Raw genomic sequence first — 20,557 nt, forward strand, 5'->3', positions numbered from 1 at the left:
TTAAAATTTTAATTCTCATTGTAACATTTTAATAGTTCACGTATCCAAAGCACGGATCCGATTATTTAACAACTTATAACTATTAAAATGAAAAAATATAGTATCGTAATTATCGCATTCCTATGCTCAGCATTGTGTCTAAATGTTTTTGCGCAAACAAAACAATATCCGTTTGAAGTTGTAAAAACCGGCAAAGGAAAACAAGCGATTATCTTCATTCCTGGATTTGCATCTTCCGGTGAAGTCTGGAATGAAACCAAAGCTACATTCGAGAAAGATTTCATCTGTTATACCCTTACAATGGCCGGTTTCGCCGGAGTAAAACCACAGCCGGATCCTTCATTCGAAAACTGGAAAACTGCAATTGCCGATTATATTAAAAACAATAAAATCGAAAAACCAATTGTAATCGGTCATAGTATGGGCGGTGGACTTGCGCTTGCTCTTGCTTCTGATTATCCGGAATTGATTGGGAAGATTGTAGTAGTTGATGCGCTTCCGTGTTTGGCAGCTTTGAGCGACACTTCTTTTAAATCAAAAGAAAATAACGATTGTTCTGCAACCGTAAATCAAATGACATCTATGAATGAAACTCAGTTTTATGATATGCAGAAACAAATGATGCCAAGACTTTTGCAAGATTCATCAAAACTTGAAACAGTAGTAAGCTGGAGTGTAAAATCGGACCGAACCACTTTTGGACAAATGTACTGTGACTTTTTCAATACTGATTTAAGAGAGAAAATTACAGATGTAAAATGCCCATCGTTAATTTTGTTAGAATCTTATTTTATAAATTTAAAACCTGCAATCGGTGAACAATATAAAAACCTGAAAACCGCTGATTTTAAATATGCCACCAAAGGGCTTCACTTTATTATGTATGATGATACGGACTGGTATTTGGAACAATTGAACAATTTTTTAAAATCTAAATGATGGAGTTTGAAACTATCTACAAAACGTATTGGGACAGAATTTTCAGGCTTTGTATGGGGTTTGTCAACGATTATGATATCGCACAGGATTTGGCTCAGGAAACCTTTATAATCGTCTGGCAAAAACTGGAAACTTTTAGAAATGAGTCAGCGATTGGAACCTGGATTTTCAGGATTGCTTCGAATAATTGCTTAAGGCAGATTGAAAAAGACAAACGTTTTCCAAAATCAAATTTGCCGGTTCATCTGAGTGAAGAAAAACAAACTTCTATTGAACCCCATATTCAATTTTTATACAAATGTATAGCCGAATTGCCGGAAACAGAGCGTATCATTATTTCACTGGAATTAGAAGATATTAAACAGTCGGAAATTGCCAAAATCGTAGGACTTTCTGAAGCCAATGTACGCGTGAAAATTCACAGAATAAAAGAAAAACTGACTCAAAAATTCAAAGAAAATGAACAGCGATAACAATATAGATTTTAAAGATTTATGGAAAAAACAAACCGTAAGTCAGCCTGATATGCAGGATTTGCTTTCCAGAGTGAGTGTGTTTAAAAAAGCAGCACTGCGCAGTTTGTGGATGACCAATATCATGCTTTTGGCAACAAGTATTTTTATAATTTTTATCTGGATATATTTTAAGCCTAAGCTAATATCAACTAAGATCGGAATCGTTTTGGTAATTCTCGCTATGGTGGTTTATCTGTTAGTTTACAATAAATTATTTGGAAAATATAAAGATATTGATACGACTACGACTAATCATGATTATCTCCAAAAGTTAGTTTTGATTAAAAAGAAACAGCAATTTTTACAAACTAATATGATGAGTCTGTATTTTATGATGCTAAGTGCAGGAATTGGCCTGTACATGTACGAGTACGCAAGCCGAATGACTCTTTTGGGAGCCGGGTTGACTTATGGGATAACATTTTTATGGATTTTATTCAACTGGTTTTTTATTCGTCCCAAACAAATTAAAAAACAGCAGGACAAAATCAATAGTCTGATTGAGAAATTTGAAGAAGTAACACATCAGTTAGAATCATAAAAAGAAGGGCTGACTTATTTTTGAGTCAGCTCTGTTTTTAAATTAAATATGATAATTTACATTAAGAGTCTGTTTAAAAAAGGGAAAAGTATTGTTTAGAAGTTAAAGAAACCAATTGGAAATGGTTTTTTGTAGTGATTAAACAACAATAATATGGCATCTAACCGATTTAATAGAAAATCAGCGTCAATTTATTAAAAAAACATTGGAATTAGAGGATAGAAAACGTAAACACAACTTTTATTTGATTTGAGACACAATTAATTACTTGATGTAAAAGTGGAGTTCAGTAGCGAATGTTACCTTCTAATTTTGTAAAATGCCAGCTTACTTCCTGTTGCTATTCAAAATGGGCTGATTTAGAATATTTGCAGGGCTCGACAATAGCCGAAGACTATCCAGATAAAGTGTTTTGCCGAAAACAGGGTAAAATTAGCTGCTATGAAGCATGTATTGAATAAAATTTAAAACAGACTCTTAATATTAAGAACACGATTTGAACTAAGATTAAGGGTGTAAAAAATGCCAAAATGACATTTTGTTAAAATGGTTCATAATTTGCAGATCGTTTTGTAAATTTAGATTCAATCAAATAAAATAAAATCATGGGAAGTGGATATTTAATTATTGCCGGAGCTATTATGTTATTCAGCTGGCTGGTAAGTTCAAGATTAAAAAGTAAATTCGAATTATACTCTAAACTGCAATTGCAGAACGGCATGAGCGGAAGAGAAATTGCCGAAAAGATGCTGGCAGACAATGGTATTTATGATGTTCGGGTTATTTCGACGCCGGGACAATTGACAGATCATTACAATCCGGCAGATAAAACGGTTAATTTGAGTGAAGCGGTTTATAATCACAGAAACGCAGCTGCTGCAGCCGTTGCAGCACACGAATGTGGCCATGCGGTACAGCATGCAATTGGATATGAGTGGTTGACAATGCGTTCGGCATTAGTGCCTATTGTAAGCGTAGCATCCAATTATGTACAATGGATTTTATTGGCCGGAATCCTGATGATCAGGACTTTTCCACAATTGTTGTTAGTAGGTATCGTGATTTTTGCTGCAACAACATTGTTTACGATAATAACTTTGCCCGTTGAATATGATGCAAGTAATCGTGCGCTGGCATGGTTAGAAAATAAACGAATGCTGACCCAACAAGAGCAGGCTGGAGCAAAAGATGCATTAAAATGGGCAGCGAGAACGTATGTTGTAGCGGCTATTGGTTCAATTGCAACGTTGTTGTATTATATTTCGATTTATTCAGGAAGCAGGAGGAACTAATTTTAATGTGGTAATTGAGATAATTAGTCAATTAGATAATAATAGAAGCCGGATAAATTTAAAATCTATCCGGCTTTTATTATGGCATTAAAAATTATCTAATTATCAAATTATAACTGAATCTGCCTGTCAATCTGCTGATCCAGCGAAATAAAGGTTTCGGTTCTCGAAACCCCTTCAATGGCCTGGATTTTGGTATTTAAAAGCTGCATTAAATGTTCGTTGTCACGACAAATAATCTTAATCAAAACCGACCAGTTTCCGGTAGTGTAGTGGCATTCTAAAACCTCGGGGATTTTCCTGAGTTCTTTTACGGCTTCCGAATTTCCAGAAGCCTTGTCCAGATAAACACCAATAAATGCCATGGTATTATACCCTAAGACTTTTGGGTTTACAGTAAATTTTGATCCCGAAATCACACCAGATTGTTCCAGCTTTTTTAAACGCTGATGAATTGCTGCTCCCGAAATACCTATTTTATTAGCAATTTGAAGAATAGGCTTGCGGGCATCTTCCATGAGATATCGAAGGATTTCTTTGTCGATGCCGTCAATTTCAATTAAGAGGGAATTAATTTTCATAGCTTAAAATTTGAAACTATTCTTGTGATTTGGGTTTAGAATAGAAATCAAATGTAGTTAAATTGCTCTGAAAAAGAAAATTTCATTTTATGTGAATCCTAAATTGCAACAGATAAGATTGCGGTAAAAGAAAATTCCAAATCCCAGGTTTTAGGCTGGAATTTGGAATTTTAAGATTATATATTTTAGAATTTATTTTGATTTGTTTGCTTCAGCAATATATTTTTCTAAAGCCATTGTCATAGAAGGAGTTTCAGGAGTAGGGGCAAGAATATCAATTCTTAAACCGTGGTCTAAAGCTTCTTTTTGAGTTGTGCTTCCAAATACAGCAATTCGGGTGTTATTTTGCTTAAAATCAGGAAAGTTTTTAAACAATGATTTTATTCCGGTTGGACTGAAAAAAGCCAAAACGTCATAATAAACGTCTGCTAAATCTGATAAGTCGCTCATTACAGTCCTGTAGAAAATAGCTTGTGCCCAGTCTACTTTTAAGCCGTTTAAAGTTATAGGTGCATCAGCGTTTAACTGGTCAGAAGCCGGCAATAAGAATTTTTCGTCCTTGTATTTTTTGATCAGTGGAGATAAATCTGCAAAATCTTTAGCGCCAACGTAAATTTTACGTTTTCTGTATACCACATATTTTTGAAGGTAAAAAGCTACAGCTTCAGACTGGCAAAAATATTTCAACCCTTCAGGTACTTTGTAGCGCATTTCTTCAGCAACTCTGAAAAAATGGTCAACGGCATTTCGGCTTGTTAAAATAATTGCAGTGTAATGATTAAGATCGATTTTTTGTAATCGGATTTCTTTTGCACTAACTCCCTCCACATGAATAAAAGGTCTGAAATCAATTTTTATTTTGTGTTTCTGTTGGAGCTCAAAGTAAGGGGAGTTTTCCACTTTAGGTTCAGGCTGTGACACCAAAATTGTTTTCACTTTCATATTATAGACATTTACTGAGCCACCTTTGTAATCCAATAATAAAGGAAATAATAAGGGGCTATTTCAAGAGTGCAAAGATACAAAATAAAATAAAACAATTTGTTGATTATTGTATTTTGATAAGTTTTAATTGAAATAAAGTATGAAAACATACTTATACATGCTGAAACGCCTATTATTGCTAATGGTATGATTTTAGGAATATTGTCATTATAGAACAAAATAGCATTAACAGGAAGTATTAAAAGACCAATATAGGTTCTGTAAGTCGCTTTTTGTAAGTTAAAAAGATCGACAAATTCATTTATATTGAAAGAAGTTCCTACGATTTTTTCAATTAAATACTTCGCTAATATAAAATAGGTCAAAAATGTCACAATTTGGGTAAAAAGCATCCAGTCTGTTTTTTCTGTTTTTACAGGAAACTCAAAGATGTGCATTGTAAGCTGTATGAAAAAGGCATAAGAGATAATTTGCACAAAAAATAAGGCCACTGTAAAACTGCTTTTCAGATGCGAAACATCACGGTAAATTTTAACGTATTTATCCGAGAAAATAAGTCTCGTAAATTCACTAAATCTGTTTTCATATGCTGATTTAGTAATCGCAACAACAGCAAAAGCCAACACAAATAGAAGTGTTGCCCAGTCTTTGTTTTCTATTATTCTGAGGTGAAGCTGTTCAATCATAACGTTGCAAAATTAGTGATTTTTTGTATCAATACTTTTATTATAGATTTATTATGAACCAAATGCTGTAAAAAAGTTTACTTTTGCGGTGAAATTACGCAGAAAAAATGAGCGATAGTATTGTCATAATTCCTACCTATAACGAAATTGAAAACATAGAAAGTATAGTACGCGCTGTACTTTCTCAACATAAATCTTTTCACCTTTTAATTATCGATGATAATTCACCTGATCACACGGCTGACAAAGTTATGGTGCTTCAGGAAGAATTTCCGGGAAGACTGTTTCTGGAAAAAAGAGCTAAGAAATCTGGTCTTGGTACAGCTTATGTTCATGGTTTTAAATGGGCTATGGAACATAAATATGATTTCATTTTTGAAATGGATGCAGATTTTTCACATAATCCAAATGATCTTGAAAAATTATACGATGCCTGTCGTCTTGGAGGTGCTTCTTTAGCTATAGGGTCACGTTATGTTACAGGAGTAAACGTAGTGAACTGGCCTCTTAGCAGGGTATTGATGTCTTATTTTGCTTCGGTTTATGTAAAGTTTATTACCGGAATGAAAATTCACGATGCGACAGCAGGTTTTGTATGTTATAAAAGAGAAGTTCTGGAAAAGATAAATCTCGATAAAATCAAATTTGTTGGATATGCTTTTCAAATCGAAATGAAATATAGAACTTATTGTGGTAAATTTGAAATAACAGAAGTTCCGATTATTTTTACCGACCGTACAAAAGGAGTCTCAAAAATGAGCAATGCTATTATTAAAGAAGCAATACTTGGAGTTATTTCTCTTCGATTAAAAAAATTATTCAACACACTATAAACGAACGGCGATGAACAGGATTTTAATCAAAAATGCCAAAATTGTAAACGAAGGATCAATTTTTGAAGGCGATGTTTTAATAGAAAACGAGTTAATTATTGAAGTTGCAGACAGTATCAGTCTAAAATCATCTGATTGTAAAGTTATAGACGCCGAAGGAAATTTTCTGATTCCGGGAGCAATTGATGATCAGGTGCATTTTAGAGAGCCTGGACTTACGCATAAAGGTGATATTGAATCGGAGTCCAGAGCTGCAGTAGCAGGAGGGATTACTTCTTTCATCGAACAGCCAAACACGGTTCCGAATGCTGTTACACAGGAAATATTAGAAGATAAATACCAAATAGCTGCCCAGAAATCGTTTGCGAATTATTCGTTCATGATGGGAGCAACCAATGATAACCTGGAAGAAGTTTTAAAAACAAATCCTAAAAATGTTGCCGGAATAAAGATTTTTCTTGGGTCTTCAACTGGAAATATGCTGGTTGACAACGAAGCTACTCTAGAGAAAATATTTTCGAGTACGCCCATGCTGATTGCGGTTCATTGTGAAGATGAAACTACGATTCAGAATAATTTGGACGAATTCAAAGAAAAATACGGAGATGATATTCCGGTTACGGCACATAACCTGATCCGTAGTGCTGAGGCTTGTTATATTTCGTCTTCAAAAGCAGTGGCTTTGGCAAAGAAAACTGGTGCAAGGCTTCATATTTTCCATCTTTCCACTGCGAAGGAAATGGAATTGTTCACCAATAAAATTCCGTTGGAAGAGAAAAAAATTACAGCTGAGGTTTGTGTACATCATCTTTGGTTTACCGATGAAGATTACAAAACAAAAGGGAATTTTATCAAATGGAATCCCGCAGTAAAAACAGCTGATGACAGAAAAGAACTTTGGAGAGCCCTGAATGACGGTCGTATTGATGTTATTGCAACCGATCATGCGCCACATACAAAAGAAGAAAAATTACAGTCTTATTTAAAAGCACCTTCAGGAGGGCCTTTAGTGCAGCATGCGGTTGTGGCGATGTTTGAAGCGTACCATCAGGGAAAAATCACGGTGGAGAAAATCGTAGAAAAAATGTGCCATAACCCAGCGAAGATTTTTAAAATCGAAAAAAGAGGGTTTATTAAAGCAGGTTATTATGCAGATTTGGTTATTGTAAATCCAGGTTTGCCATGGAGTGTAAAGCCTGAGAATATATTGTATAAATGCGGTTGGTCTCCGTTTGAAAATTTTACATTCAAATCGAGAATTACACATACGTTTGTAAACGGTGAAATGGTTTACAATAATTTTAAAGTAAAAGATATCCGTGCCGGTAAACGATTATTATTTAACAGATAAACTACAGATGAAGAATTTTGTGTTTATACTATTGGTTTTGTTTCTTTCTGTAAGTTGCAAAAAAGAGTTGGTCAAGGAACCTGCGAAACTTATAGAGAAAGAAAAGATGATCGATATAATATATGATTTATCTCTATTGGAAGCTATAAAATACCAGCAGCCTCTGTCGCTGGATTCAGTTGCATCAAACCCAACAAAGTTTATTTTTAAAAAATACAAGGTTGACAGTTTACAGTTTGCGCAAAGTAACATTTATTACGCTGCTGATTATGATAGTTACAAAGAAATGTTCGATCAAATAAATGCGAGGCTGGATAAAGAAAAAAAGAGTACTGAAAAAAAGCTGAAAGCTGAAGAAAAAGCAGCTAAAGCAAAAAAAGCAGCTGAAGCTAAAAAGAAAAAATTAAAAGAAACTCCTAAAGATTCTGTCAAAAAGGAAGTCATTAAAAAAGTTAATATCGATTCTATAAAAACAAAGAGAAAACTTCAGCATAAAAGATTATAATTTTGATGCTTCTTTTATGTATTGATGCACGTCTTGAAAAACCGTTCTTAGAGCGGTTTTTATTTTTTCATTCGAATACAGACTTCCAGAATAAGAAGCTTTTGCTGTTGCTTTCGTGAGGCTTCTTTTTTGCAGAAACAGTGTTGAAAATATGCTATCAGCAATCCATAAAATATTCATAAATAATGGTGTTGCGTGAATTGTTGGTTTTTTTACTTTTAAAACTTCAGCAATTGTGTTTAGGATATCCCTCAATACAATATTGTCCGCTATTAGCGTAAAACGTTCGTTTTTTATATTGCTTTTCATTAACTCAAAAGCAACTCTTATGACATCATTTACAGTGATAAATCCACTTTTTCCAAGGGTGTAGAATGAAAGGCCTTTACTTATTTTTACATACAGTTCATTGCTTCCGTGTTTAAAAATTGACTTTGTTGCAACGGGAGCTAAAATGACGCCGGGATTTATAATGATTACATCTAAACCTTCCTGAACACCTCTCCAGACTTCCATTTCGGCACCATATTTTGAGATAGCGTAGTCACTATGCGGTTTTTCCGGATTCCAGTCGGTTTCTTCGGTAATATGTGTCTCATGTGGCTGCAAATCTCCCAAAGCAGCAATTGAGCTTACAAAACAGAATTTTTTTATTCCATAAGCCAGAGAAAAATTAACCATATTGGCTGTTCCTTCAATGTTGGTTTTTCGAAGCGCATCTTCATCTTTTGGGTCAAACGAAATTAAGGCAGCGCAATGATAAACATATTCTATCCCGATAAAAGCAGTTTCAAGAGAAGGAATATCTAAAATATCAGCTTCAAGCCAATTGATTTTTTCGAATAAATCGCCTTTTTGGTACAGTTCAAAAAGAGATTTTGTTTTTTGTATGTTATTCAGGTTTCGGTAAATAGCCCTTACATTTTCTCCATTTTCAATTAAATGAAGCAATAAATGTGCACCAACTAAACCGGTTCCTCCTGTTACTAATATCATTTTGTAAATATACTGTTTTGAGGCAAAGTTACAAAGTTACAAAGATGCAAAGGCTCAAAATTTTTTTACCACAAATTACACGAATTTCCCTGTTGATGTAGTTTTAATTAGTGTAATTCCTGACGGTGTTATTTTTACAAAACAGAAACGAAATCTAAATCGCCCTTGAAAAAATTGGAATTTGGAGTTTTTTAAAGTTTGGAATTTAAAATTTATTGATTTTTGATATTGTCATTGCTTTTTGAATTTGACATTGCCATTGATTTTTGCCATTGAAATTGAAATTGCCATTATCATTGATTACATTTGCGCAAAAATATTTTAAAATGAAGAATCTAGTTGAAGAATTAAAATGGCGCGGGTTATACCATGATAGTATGCCTGGAACGGAAGAACAATTGCTAAAAGAAGCAACTACTGCCTATATCGGTTTTGATCCAACGGCAGATTCACTGCATATCGGAAGTATGGTTCAGATTATTTTATTGGTTCACTTAAAGAATTTTGGTCACAGACCAATTGCTTTAGTGGGTGGAGCAACAGGAATGATCGGAGACCCTTCTGGTAAATCTGATGAAAGAAACTTGCTTGACGAAGAGGCTTTGGCTAAAAACGTAGCTGGAATCAAAAGCGTTTTGTCTCGTTTCTTAGATTTTAATTCAACCGAAGTAAATGCACCGGTAATGGTGAATAACTACGATTGGATGAAAGAATTCTCTTTTATCGATTTTGCACGTGAAGTTGGAAAAAGAATTACCGTAAACTATATGATGGCTAAAGATTCTGTAAAAAAGAGATTTAGCGGAGAAGGCGAAGGAATGTCTTTCACAGAATTTACATATCAATTAATTCAAGGTTACGATTTCTATCATTTATATAAAAATAACAATTGTATTCTGCAAATGGGTGGTTCTGACCAATGGGGTAATATTACTACGGGTACAGAATTAGTGCGCAGAATGGGAGGCGAGAATGCTAAAGCTTACGCCTTAACAACTCCTTTGATTACAAAAGCAGACGGTTCTAAATTCGGAAAGTCTGAAGGAGGAAACGTTTGGTTAGATGCTGATAAAACTTCGGTTTACAAATTCTACCAGTTTTGGGTAAACACAACAGATGCAGATGCTGAAAAATACATTAAAATCTTTACTTTTTTAGATAAAGAAGCAATCGAAGCTTTGATTGAAGAACACAAAACAGCTCCGCATTTGAGAGTGTTGCAGAAGAAATTGGCAGAAGAAATTACCATTTTTGTTCACAGTAAAGAAGAATTAGAAAAAGCGATTCAGGCTTCGAATATTTTGTTTGGAAATTCAACTGCGGAGGATTTGAAGAAACTGGATGAAAAAACATTTTTAGAAGTTTTTGACGGAGTTCCTCAGGCAGAAATTGCAAAAGCAGATCTGGAAAACGGTTTGGAGATCATTACCGTTTTAAATGAAAAAACAGGTTTCTTTAAATCAAATGGAGAAGCCAGACGTGCTTTAACTGCAAATTCTATTTCAGTAAACAGAGAAAAAATTAAAGAAGATTTTGTATTGACTGCAAATGATTTAATTAATAATCAGTTTGTGTTGTTACAGAGTGGAAGACGAAATTATTTTGTGATTAGAGTGGTTTAAATAAGTGCTTTTGAATCTAAAACATCAAAAAATGACAAAATTAATAATTAAAAATATTGGTCCAATTTCAGATATTGAAATTGAATTGAACAAAGTGAATGTTTTTATGGGACCTCAAAGTAGTGGTAAAAGTACTATTGCTAAAATTGTCAGTTATTGTCAGTGGGTTGAAAAAAGATATTTGTTGGATGGGAAATATGAAGAAAGTATTGAAGGTCAGCTTTTGGATTTTCATAGATTAAGTGGGAATTATTTTTCTGAAAGATCTTATTTTGAGTATATTACTGATTTTGTTAAAATTTATTATAGATGGGGAGATAAAAAAGAGGAAATAATAGAAATTGAAAGTGTTGCAAATTATAAGAAAACGAAAAATATATATATTCCTTCTGAAAGAAATTTCGTTTCTGTAATGCCTGATTTACGAAATTATAAGGCTCCATTTGATAATATAATGAGCTTCGTGTATGATTGGTACTCAGCCAAAAGAAGTTTTCAGAGAAATGATGCATTTTCTGTTTTGAATTTAGATGTGGATTTTCATAATGATAAAGAAAAAGATTTAGATTTAATTACTTTAAAAAATAAAAAAGAAATTTATTTAAGAACTGGATCAAGTGGCTTACAATCTCTTATTCCTTTGGTGGTTTTAACTGAATATCTGACAAATGGTTTTTATAAAGAAGAAGTGTCTCCTTCTATTGCAGAATTAGATCATTTAAGTAAGAGATTTAGGAATTCAGGCAAGATTGTGGATGCTGATTATTATGAAAAAGATCGTGATGAAACACGTAAAGTTTATATTTATCCAGAAGGAAAAGATGCTTTACCTATTAATTATCACAAAACGCAATTTATTATAGAAGAACCAGAGCAGAATCTATTTCCCGGAACGCAACGAGACTTAATCTATTATTTATTTAATAAAATTCAAGGCGAAAGAGATCATTCTTTGATTCTTACAACTCATAGTCCATATATTCTTTATGCAATAAATAATTGTTTAATGGGTAGTGTTATCTCAGACAAATTGACTGAAGAAGAAAAAAAGGAATTTGCAAGTTTTGACTCTTGGATTTCACCATCACAGGTTAATATTTTTGAAATAGACAGTAAAAATGGTGGTTTGAAATCGATTAAAAATTCAAAAACAGGCACTGTAGATAAGCATTATTTTAATACAGTAATGAATGATATTATGAATGAATATTACGAAATGTTAAATCATTTTGAATATGAAGAGTAATATTCAAGTACATTTGCCAAAGCAGATAATCGTAGAAACATCTTCGGAAAATTTATATATTGTTGATTATAAAAACATTAACGGAGGAGGTGTTGAGTTATTAGAAAATGAGCCTAGTGAGAATTATGTTCATTTAAAAAACGAAGGAGGTATTTGTGTTTGCTTTACAGGTTTTAAGGATAATGCATTAGAAATTGAAACGGGTTTTTATAGTCAACAATGTGAATGTGTTGTGTTCCCTGATAGTTGTGTTGAAACGGATTGGGTTTTATTTATTGAATGTAAATATTCTAAAGATTTAAAAACAGCTTCGGATGTTAAAAATGGCTACCCTAAAAAAATGATAGATCAAGTTGTTGAAAGTGTTAAATATTTTAGAAGAAGAGAAATTATAGGTATTGATAAACGAGTTAATGGAATTTTAGCAATTCCTACACTAATGGAAGAGTTTAGTGCTTTTATGTTTTCACCAGATTTGTTTGTTGAGATACTTTTAGAACATAAAGTAAAAATTAGAGCTGCAAATTCAGCAATAATAAAGAGCGAAAAAAGGATTACGATTTAAAGAACCATCAAATTACAGCCACGAATATCAGAATTATCAAAACGTCCCAATACCTCGAAAGAGTTGTTGGGATTTTTTTTGCCCAAGTCCTGTGTGGCAATAAACGAGCATGAATTGATGTTGGCTAAATCAATAACATTGATGCCGCCGGTTTTTCCATCTTTTACGTAAGTGAGTGCGTCTTCCGGATCACGCATGAGAACTTGCATCCAGGAAGGACATTCGAAAACACCTTCGCCAAGAGAATAAGCCTGTGCTAAAAGTTCTGTCATGCCGTATTCTGAATGAATTGAAGAAACGCCAAAGCCTTTACAAAGCTGTTCATGCAGTTCTTCACGAATCATTTCTTTGCGTTTGCCTTTCATTCCGCCAGTTTCCATGATGATGGTATTCTGAAGATTGAACTGATGTTTTTCGATCAAATCTAATAAAGCATAGGTAACGCCAATCAAAATCACATTCTGACCTGATTCATCAAGTTCGGTTAGTTTTTTAATTAAATCATCATGATTATGCAAATAAAATCCACTTTCAGGCTGATTGGATAGTTTTATTAAATCTTCGACCATATAAATTAGTGAAGATCCGTTGCGCTCTAAATAAGATGGCAAGAGGGCTAAAACAACGTAATCTTCTATATTGCCGTAAAACTGGGAAAAGCCTTTTTGATAACTTTCTTTGTAAAGCGAAACATCAGTAACCAAATGTCTGCTGGTAACCATTCCGGTGGTACCGCTACTGGTAAAAGTTACTTCGGCAAAATCTGAATTTGAAACTACTTCATGGCTTTTAAAAAACTGAATTGGAAGAAACGGAATTTTTTCCAGCGATTTTACCTGTTGCGGATTTACATTTAAAAAATCGCAGAAATCACGATATACTTTGTTGTTTTCATGCTGAAAACGAAACACCTTAAGCGCTATCTTTTCAAATTGTTTCTGACTTGAAATGGTAAATATATCGTTGGCTGTAATCAAAACTTTTTTTATGCAAAGGTATAAATTATTGTAGGTGTGAGGGCAATAAAAAAGCTCCAAATTATGGAGCTAAAAATGTGTTTTCTATGATTATCGAACAATTAATTTTCGTGTTGCCGAATTGCCTTGTTCGCTTATTTTTATGATGTAAACTCCCGGAGTTAAGTCAGCGATGTTTAGTTCTTTTGTAGTCAAATGTGTCTGAAGTACTTTTTTACCTAAAACATCAAAAATGATAATTTCTTTTTCAAGATCATTTTTGGAAGTTATATATACTTTCCCATTTAATACAGGGTTAGGGTACAAACTCAGTCCCTCTATAGGAGTTCCCTGAGTTTTAGGCGTTGGTTTACTATCCTGAGCTGAGACGCTTACAGTAAAGAAAAAAGCCAGTAAGAAAGTAATATAAAAGTAATTTTTTGCCATCGCATAATTTTAGATAAGTAAATATACAAAAAAAAGTTTTCAAAAATTACACAAAAAAAAACATCCTAAATATTTAGGATGTTTTTAACAGTTATGTAAGCTAAAATTAGTTTAGATTGCTCAATAAATTTACACCATCAACAGTAGCCCATGCACCAGGGGTTAAAGTAGCTCCTGTAGCTGTAGTACTAGTTGTCCAGTTTGATGCTGGAACAAAACTAGCTGCAGTTACTGTGAATGAAGCTGGAACTCCTGAAATAAAAGTAATAGGAGAGTTAGTAATTTTTACGTTGTTTAATTTGATTTTTCCCCCAGCAACTTGATGGTCATAAGTTACTTTGTCTTGTATTTGAATTGCACCACCATTAATAGCCTTATTTTCACCTACAGCCGCTTGGCTAATATAACCATCAATCACGATGTTGCTGTAATCACCATTTCCTTCTTTTTTAAATTGAATAGCATCCAATTGAACTTCACCTTGTGATTCCGTAGTTGTACCAGCAGCTCTTTTAAGAGTGATGTTAGTAACTTTTGGCCAGAACGCATTATCAACACTTTTAGATTCTACTTCTAAGCCGTAGTTAGCAACACCTGTTTGATAAGCATACCAGTTTGTATTGTTTTGACCTCTCCATCCATCTTGCCAGTCAAAAGAGTCATCACTGTTTCCGTAAGATATTGAGTTAGTTAAGCTTACAGTTCCTCCGTAAAATTCAAAACCATCATCATTACCTTTGTAAGCTACTAAGTGATCTAATGTTGTTCCTGATCCAACAGAGTAGAATGAGAATCCGTTATTTTCTTTACTGTTAGAAGTGATTACTTGTCCGGCATATTCAACTCTTACATATTTCAATGAACCTCCGTTGTGTGTTTCATTTGAACCTCCGTATGTCAATCCTAAACCATCTTCCGAAACAGCTGTTTGTGGAGCAGTAGCAGTAGCAGAGTTTACAATTGGAGCATCACCATACATAATAATTCCAGCCCAAGAACCTCCTGTTTTTGATTTTTCAGTAAAAACGATTGGAGCATCTGCTGTGCCATTAGCAATTAGTTTTCCTCCCTTTAATATAATAAGACCATTTTGTCCAGTAGATTTGTCACAAGTAATTGTAGAACCAGCTTCGAAAGTAAGAGTTACACCTTCGCTAACTTTTATCATTCCTTTTAAGGTATAGTTACCATAAGCATAAGTTGTATTTGCTGTAATATTTGAAGATATTTCTCCGACTACTGGTTGTTTTATCGGTGTGCTATTATCATTGTCACTTGAACATCCTGTAAAGATACTTCCTAAAACTGCTAAGCAGAATACTAATTTTTTCATAAAGTGTGATTTTTTATTTGATTTTTAATCTTCAACAAATTTAATACGAGTCTCTTTATGATGTATTTAAGAGAATGTTATCAAATTAATACTTGTTCTTTAACTTTGTGTTTTTTTATTGTTAAGTGTTTTTTTAAAAGGTATAAGATATATTCATAGAGAAACCAACTCCTTTTTTGTATTCTCTTACTGTTAAATCTCTTTCAGTGATTTCAAGTCTGCTCTTTTCACCCATTTCTATTTTATAAGATGGGTTTAATATGTTGTCTACAGAAAGTTTAACATCAAATTTGTCTGAAATTTTGTTTTGCCAAATAAAATCAAGTTTGCCAAATGGCATTTCATAATAATTATCTAATTTATTTGTTCCCACAGCATAGATTCGTTTACTATAGACATTGTACACCATAGTCATAGAACTTTTCCATTTTTCACTAAACTCAGTATCGTATTTAAGATCGGCATTTACGATCCAAGGAGATGCTCCCTGTAGTTTTCTGGAAGGATTCTCATCTGCTGCGATAGTTTCTGGATTGTTAACTCCGTTTTTAAAAGTCTTTTCAATAGTTACTTTAGAATCCATTAATGACGCATTAGCACCTAAAGAGAAATTAGATAATGATTTTGAAATTCTTTCGAATTGAAATAAAAACTCGAATTCAGCGCCATATAGTAAAGCTTTTTGAGAGTTACCGTATGTCATAATTTGTCCACCGCTTCCTGCTGAGTTTGTAAATAATCGTTCAATAGGGTTTTCTATTATTTTAGTGAAAATTGTGGCAGAAATTAATTCCTTATTGGTTGGAAATAATTCGTATTTCAAATCAAAGTTATAATTGTCACTATTGATTAATAAAGGATTACCTTGTTCTATGGTGCCGTCTGGATTTACAAACTCAAGAGGATAAGACTCCATAATTACAGGTCTTGTAATTGTTTTTGAGGCTGCAAATCGTAAGTTTGAATTCTCATTTAAAATATATTTTGTGTTTAAAGATGGCAAAAAATCTGTTTTATCATTATTTATTGTTTGATAAGGATCTTCAAAACTTCCCGCTTCTTTGTATTTTGTATCTCTATGAGTCTGTTCAACTCTTGCACCTACATTTAATTCAATTTTTTCAGAAAATTTGAAGGCAAAGTCTAAGTATCCAGCGTTAATAAACTCCTCTAACATTGCTTTGTAAGTTGGGTTCGTTCCATCGCTGTAGGTGAAATTATTGTTTAAAATCTCATTTTTTAAAGTTGAATCAGGAGTATTAGTTGAGAAAGTAACACTATTTGAGTTTAGTCTTTGTGATACAAGAAATCTAAATTCCGATCCCATTTTATTCATGTAACCACTATATCCTGCTGTAAGTTTGTGTGATTTGCTTAGATCTTCGTTTCCAAATTTCCAATTATATTCCAGTAAGCCAGAAATGTGATTATCACCTTTAAAATTAAGATATTGTCTAACTATACTATTTCCAGAATAGCTTATCGAAGTTGTGTTATCGTCAACCTTAGTACCGCTGAAAGATTTTCTATCAGGTAGTTCGTATTGTGTTGTAGAGTATGAAATACCTGATTTTATAGTGTGTCTTTCGTCCTCAGTTATTTTATAATTGCCAAACAATTGTGTGTTTAAAAAAGTTGACTCTTGTAATTGGTTCATTCTTATAAAACCATTTGGTTGGTTTACATTAGAGTTTGTGTAACCCAGCTGATCTTGTATTGAATTTTCGGTCGATTTTAGATAGGTGGTGTTTGATGTAAGAGAAAACCTTTTTGTTTTATAAGTTAAAGCGGCTAATACAGAAGAGTTTGTTATAAATTTATACTGTGTTGTAACTAAATCATTACTGTAGTTTCCTTGCCCTGGATTGAAAAATCTATCTGCACCACTTCTTGTCTGAAATTTATTATCATAGTTAAGTGAAATCAAATATTGAAATACGTTTTGGTTTTTTCCTATATTGAATTTTTCAGAATGAGTAATTCCAAAACTTGTATTTAGAGGAGCTACATCGCTTTTGACGTCAAACCCTGAGCCAAATCCGTTTGCAGCCTGATCTGCAGTTAATGTTTGAAAACTAGGATTTTTGTTTATTGCAGATGGTAAATCTCTTTCATTTCCTGAAAATCCGAAAAAATCAGATGTTGAAGTCGCATCACGGGAAATAAGGAACTTTTTTAGGTTGTTATTGATTGTGTAACCAGCTCCAAAATTAATTTTAGTCTGGCTTTTTCCAGTAGCAGTTGTTACTATGTTAAAAGTAGCTCCGGCAAAATCACCGTATAAATTAGTATTGAAAGTTTTGTATGTTTCTAAAACACTTACAATATCAGTTGGAAAAATATCCAACGGAATGATTTTTTTAAATGGATTGTTTGATGGAACAGCCAAGTCATTTAGTAAAAGACTGTTGTAACGATCTTCCAAACCTCTTACAAATAAACCTCTTCCGTCTACTTTAGTAATTCCGGTTACTTTTGTTAAACCTTCTTCAACATCACTAACGCCTTTTCGGGACATTTCCTGTGCGCCGATACTTTGTTTAATAACGACAGCATTTTTTTGTTCTAAAAGTAAAGCTGTTTCTTTTTCTCTGTTTCCTCCTGTCGATTTTACAACTACATCTTTCAGTGTGTAACCTCCGGCAGATAATACCTGGTTAACAGTAATTGTTTCGTTTGCTTTAACAGTAACAGCTTTTTCTACAGATTCATATCCAACAAAACTAAAAATAAGAGTATAGTTTCCCGGATTTACGGATAAGGAATATTTTCCGTCAATGTCAGTGTTGGTACTAATGTTGGTTCCTTTAATTAAAATATTTGCAAAAGGAAGCACTTCATTATTCGTTTCTTTGTCGGTTAATACACCAGAAATCGTACCTTTGTTTTGTGCGATCGAAATCGTACAGATAAATAATGTAATAAATAGAAATTTTAAATTGAATTTCATTGTCAGTGTTGTGTTTATATTTTGGTGCAAAGAAATACACACACTGTAAAGTTCATGTTAGGCACTTGTTATGATTTTGTGTCTTGTAGATTATCAAATTGTTACCAGATTAAATTACCGTTAACACAACTTTTTAACCGTTGTTTTTATATTATATTTACCATCGCAATTCAAAAACATCAAATCCATAACACATAAAATTTGATGTGAAAATTTCAATTTTTGCTATTTATGAAAAAAACACAAACCAAGATTTTGTTAGTTGATGATGAGCCGGATATTCTTGAAATTGTAGGGTACAACCTGGCTCAGGAAGGCTATCAGATTGTTACTGCTTCAAATGGGAAAGAGGCAATCGCAAAAGCTCAGAAAGAATTACCAGAACTTATTATTATGGATGTTATGATGGCTGAAATGGACGGGATGGAAGCTTGTGAGCATATTAGAAAAATTCCCGAATTAAATAACGTTATCATAACATTTTTAACCGCAAGAAGCGAGGACTATTCTCAAGTAGCTGGTTTTGATGCCGGTGCTGATGATTACATTACCAAACCAATAAAACCGAAAGTACTCGTAAGTAAAGTAAAGGCTTTGTTAAGAAGGTTAAAAGAGCAGGTGGTAACTACAGATACCTTAAACGTAGGGGGAATCGAAATAAATCGTGAAGAATATAAAATTATTAAAGATAATGTTGAAATTTCGCTTCCAAGAAAAGAATTCGAATTGTTCTATTTACTCGCTTCCAAACCCGGAAAAGTATTTAAAAGAGATGAGATCTTAGATAAAGTTTGGGGTAATGAAGTGGTAGTAGGCGGAAGAACCATTGATGTGCATATCCGAAAATTACGCGAGAAAATTGGCGAAGACCTTTTTAAAACTATAAAAGGAGTCGGCTATAAATTTGAAGCTTAAACATTCAATATAAATTTAAACCCTATATGTAATATAAGTTTAGTAAATTTATAATGTTACAACTTAACTGAAGTCAATCTTTGTCAAAGTTTATTTTGTCAAAGATTGGCTTTTTTAAAATTCATTTAAGGCAAAAACAAGGTTAGTTTTTAAATGAACTTATATTACTTAATATGGTGAAAAATATTCCCTTAATTGTTTATTTTAAAATTTAAATGAAAATCAATTTCAAGAAAACCTATAGATTCGCTATCAAGTCGGCATTGTATATAAGTCTCTTTACAACAGGATTTGTATTGCTGCTGATGAATATCTTTTATAGAAATCAGTTGAAGTATCAGACCGGATTTGGAATAATCTTTTTAATTTCTGTTTACATCTTTTCGTTTCTGGTACTCCAGTATCGTGTAGAACGCTTTATATACAGAAGGGTAAAAAAGATCTACGATGAGGTTTCTTTACTTGAATCAACACCTCTTATTAACCAGCCCATTACAACAGATATGGAAACGCTTTCCCGTGAGGTAAAAAAATTCGCTACCGATAAAAAACTCGAAATCGAGATGCTTGAAATCAGGGAACAATATCGACGAGAATTTCTGGGAAACGTTTCGCACGAACTTAAAACCCCCCTGTTTACAGTTCAGGGCTATGTTTCAACTTTGCTGGATGGTGCAATGGATGATAAAACGATCCGTAAAAAATACTTAAAACGTGCAGAAAAAGGTGTAGAGCGCCTGATCTATATCGTTGAAGATCTTGATATGATCACTAAATTAGAATCGGGAGATTTAGATTTGAATTTTACGGAATTTAATATTGTTGAACTGATTCAGAATGTTTTTGATTTATTGGAAATGAAAGCTGATAAAAAGAAAATCAAATTAGCATTCGAAAGCAAGAATGTTCAGTCCTTAATAGTGAAGGGGGATAAAGACAGAATCCAGCAGGTTCTGGAAAATCTAATCGTGAACTCTATTAAATACGGAAAAGAAGGAGGATTGACCGAGGTAGGTGTTGTGAACCTGACCAAGAAAAAAGTCTTAATTCGTATTAGCGATAATGGCGAAGGGGTTGAAAAACAAAATATTTCACGTCTGTTTGAACGTTTTTACAGAGTTGATAAAAGCGGAACCCGTTCAGAGGGAGGCTCTGGTTTGGGACTCGCAATTGTAAAACATATTATCGAGGCTCATAAAGAGAAAGTGTATGTTGAAAGTGAATTTGGAATTGGTTCTGAATTTTCTTTTACCCTCGAAAAAGCAAATAAAACAACCAAAACTGAGGTTAAATAATTGTAACTACGTTTTTCGTAAAAGCTGTAAAACAAAGGTTTTAA

General features: G+C 33.2%; 20 protein-coding genes. 12 read left to right on the forward strand and 8 right to left on the reverse strand.

Annotated features, from left to right (window positions below; translation table 11 throughout):
• Positions 1–87 precede the first annotated feature (87 nt).
• From ACNC7R_RS02000 to ACNC7R_RS02015, 4 genes are all read left to right on the forward strand, one after another.
• On the forward strand, positions 88–939 hold the full coding sequence (locus ACNC7R_RS02000; RefSeq protein WP_417939324.1) for an alpha/beta fold hydrolase: 852 nt from the start codon (positions 88–90) through the stop codon (positions 937–939).
• The gene (locus tag ACNC7R_RS02005) at positions 939–1,412 is read left to right on the forward strand and encodes an RNA polymerase sigma factor (RefSeq protein WP_417939325.1); all 474 of its coding nucleotides are present in this window, start codon (positions 939–941) and stop codon (positions 1,410–1,412) included. The genes ACNC7R_RS02000 and ACNC7R_RS02005 overlap by 1 nt, the downstream gene beginning before the upstream one ends.
• Positions 1,399–1,995 carry a hypothetical protein gene (locus ACNC7R_RS02010; RefSeq protein ID WP_417939326.1) on the forward strand — a complete coding sequence of 199 codons (597 nt, stop codon included), beginning with the start codon at positions 1,399–1,401 and terminating at the stop codon, positions 1,993–1,995. The genes ACNC7R_RS02005 and ACNC7R_RS02010 overlap by 14 nt, the downstream gene beginning before the upstream one ends.
• A 605-nt stretch (positions 1,996–2,600) precedes the next feature.
• On the forward strand, positions 2,601–3,287 hold the full coding sequence (locus ACNC7R_RS02015) for a zinc metallopeptidase (RefSeq protein WP_278011329.1): 687 nt from the start codon (positions 2,601–2,603) through the stop codon (positions 3,285–3,287).
• Between the two features lie 110 nt (positions 3,288–3,397).
• On the opposite strand, the gene ACNC7R_RS02020 is transcribed toward ACNC7R_RS02015, so the two are convergent.
• The 3 genes from ACNC7R_RS02020 to ACNC7R_RS02030 form a co-directional block, all read right to left on the reverse strand.
• A complete protein-coding gene (locus tag ACNC7R_RS02020) occupies positions 3,398–3,868 on the reverse strand; it encodes an Lrp/AsnC family transcriptional regulator (protein ID WP_417939327.1) in 471 nt (156 codons plus the stop codon).
• Positions 3,869–4,060: 192 nt separating this feature from the next.
• Positions 4,061–4,810 (reverse strand): uroporphyrinogen-III synthase, encoded by a 750-nt coding sequence (locus tag ACNC7R_RS02025; RefSeq protein WP_417939328.1) that lies wholly within the window; start codon positions 4,808–4,810, stop codon positions 4,061–4,063.
• Between the two features lie 11 nt (positions 4,811–4,821).
• Positions 4,822–5,499 (reverse strand): DUF4271 domain-containing protein, encoded by a 678-nt coding sequence (locus ACNC7R_RS02030; protein ID WP_417939329.1) that lies wholly within the window; start codon positions 5,497–5,499, stop codon positions 4,822–4,824.
• A 107-nt stretch (positions 5,500–5,606) separates the two neighbouring features.
• On the opposite strand from ACNC7R_RS02030, the gene ACNC7R_RS02035 reads away from it, so the two are divergent.
• Genes ACNC7R_RS02035 through ACNC7R_RS02045 form a run of 3 tightly spaced genes read left to right on the forward strand, consistent with a single transcriptional unit; the run spans position 5,607 to position 8,188 of the window.
• On the forward strand, positions 5,607–6,332 hold the full coding sequence (locus ACNC7R_RS02035) for a polyprenol monophosphomannose synthase (RefSeq protein ID WP_417939330.1): 726 nt from the start codon (positions 5,607–5,609) through the stop codon (positions 6,330–6,332).
• 10 nt (positions 6,333–6,342) lie between these two features.
• Positions 6,343–7,683, forward strand: a complete 1,341-nt coding sequence (locus ACNC7R_RS02040) for a dihydroorotase (protein ID WP_417939331.1) — start codon at positions 6,343–6,345, stop codon at positions 7,681–7,683.
• Between the two features lie 7 nt (positions 7,684–7,690).
• Positions 7,691–8,188: a DUF4296 domain-containing protein gene (locus ACNC7R_RS02045; RefSeq protein WP_417939332.1), complete on the forward strand. Its 498-nt coding sequence runs from the start codon at positions 7,691–7,693 to the stop codon at positions 8,186–8,188.
• On the opposite strand, the gene ACNC7R_RS02050 is transcribed toward ACNC7R_RS02045, so the two are convergent.
• Positions 8,183–9,184 (reverse strand): NAD-dependent epimerase/dehydratase family protein, encoded by a 1,002-nt coding sequence (locus ACNC7R_RS02050; protein ID WP_417939333.1) that lies wholly within the window; start codon positions 9,182–9,184, stop codon positions 8,183–8,185. The genes ACNC7R_RS02045 and ACNC7R_RS02050 overlap by 6 nt on opposite strands.
• A 326-nt stretch (positions 9,185–9,510) precedes the next feature.
• Here ACNC7R_RS02050 and tyrS point away from each other — a divergent pair, with 326 nt between their 5' ends.
• The 3 genes from tyrS to ACNC7R_RS02065 are packed head-to-tail and all read left to right on the forward strand — an operon-like array spanning position 9,511 to position 12,617.
• Positions 9,511–10,806 (forward strand): tyrosine--tRNA ligase, encoded by a 1,296-nt coding sequence (gene tyrS, locus ACNC7R_RS02055; RefSeq protein WP_417939334.1) that lies wholly within the window; start codon positions 9,511–9,513, stop codon positions 10,804–10,806.
• Between the two features lie 31 nt (positions 10,807–10,837).
• Entirely contained in the window at positions 10,838–12,052 is a 1,215-nt protein-coding gene (locus tag ACNC7R_RS02060) for an AAA family ATPase (protein ID WP_417939335.1), read from the forward strand.
• Positions 12,042–12,617: a hypothetical protein gene (locus tag ACNC7R_RS02065; protein WP_417939336.1), complete on the forward strand. Its 576-nt coding sequence runs from the start codon at positions 12,042–12,044 to the stop codon at positions 12,615–12,617. Before ACNC7R_RS02060 ends, ACNC7R_RS02065 begins: the two co-directional genes overlap by 11 nt.
• Here the strand turns inward: ACNC7R_RS02065 and ACNC7R_RS02070 are convergent.
• The 4 genes from ACNC7R_RS02070 to ACNC7R_RS02085 form a co-directional block, all read right to left on the reverse strand.
• Entirely contained in the window at positions 12,614–13,594 is a 981-nt protein-coding gene (locus ACNC7R_RS02070) for an acyl transferase (RefSeq protein WP_417939337.1), read from the reverse strand. The two genes, ACNC7R_RS02065 and ACNC7R_RS02070, sit on opposite strands and share 4 nt — an antisense overlap.
• Before the next feature lie 90 nt (positions 13,595–13,684).
• Positions 13,685–14,020 carry a T9SS type A sorting domain-containing protein gene (locus ACNC7R_RS02075; RefSeq protein WP_417939338.1) on the reverse strand — a complete coding sequence of 112 codons (336 nt, stop codon included), beginning with the start codon at positions 14,018–14,020 and terminating at the stop codon, positions 13,685–13,687.
• A gap of 106 nt (positions 14,021–14,126) precedes the next feature.
• Entirely contained in the window at positions 14,127–15,353 is a 1,227-nt protein-coding gene (locus ACNC7R_RS02080; protein ID WP_417939339.1) for a hypothetical protein, read from the reverse strand.
• A 133-nt stretch (positions 15,354–15,486) separates the two neighbouring features.
• Positions 15,487–18,303: a TonB-dependent receptor domain-containing protein gene (locus ACNC7R_RS02085; protein WP_417939340.1), complete on the reverse strand. Its 2,817-nt coding sequence runs from the start codon at positions 18,301–18,303 to the stop codon at positions 15,487–15,489.
• Positions 18,304–18,534: 231 nt separating this feature from the next.
• Between ACNC7R_RS02085 and ACNC7R_RS02090 the strand changes: the two genes are divergently transcribed.
• Positions 18,535–19,218, forward strand: coding sequence for a response regulator transcription factor (locus tag ACNC7R_RS02090; protein ID WP_417939342.1), 684 nt, complete (start codon positions 18,535–18,537; stop codon positions 19,216–19,218).
• Between the two features lie 215 nt (positions 19,219–19,433).
• On the forward strand, positions 19,434–20,513 hold the full coding sequence (locus tag ACNC7R_RS02095; protein WP_417939343.1) for a sensor histidine kinase: 1,080 nt from the start codon (positions 19,434–19,436) through the stop codon (positions 20,511–20,513).
• The last annotated feature ends 44 nt before the right edge of the window (positions 20,514–20,557 follow it).

The organism is Flavobacterium adiutor, from assembly GCF_048282555.1.
Taxonomy (GTDB): domain Bacteria; phylum Bacteroidota; class Bacteroidia; order Flavobacteriales; family Flavobacteriaceae; genus Flavobacterium.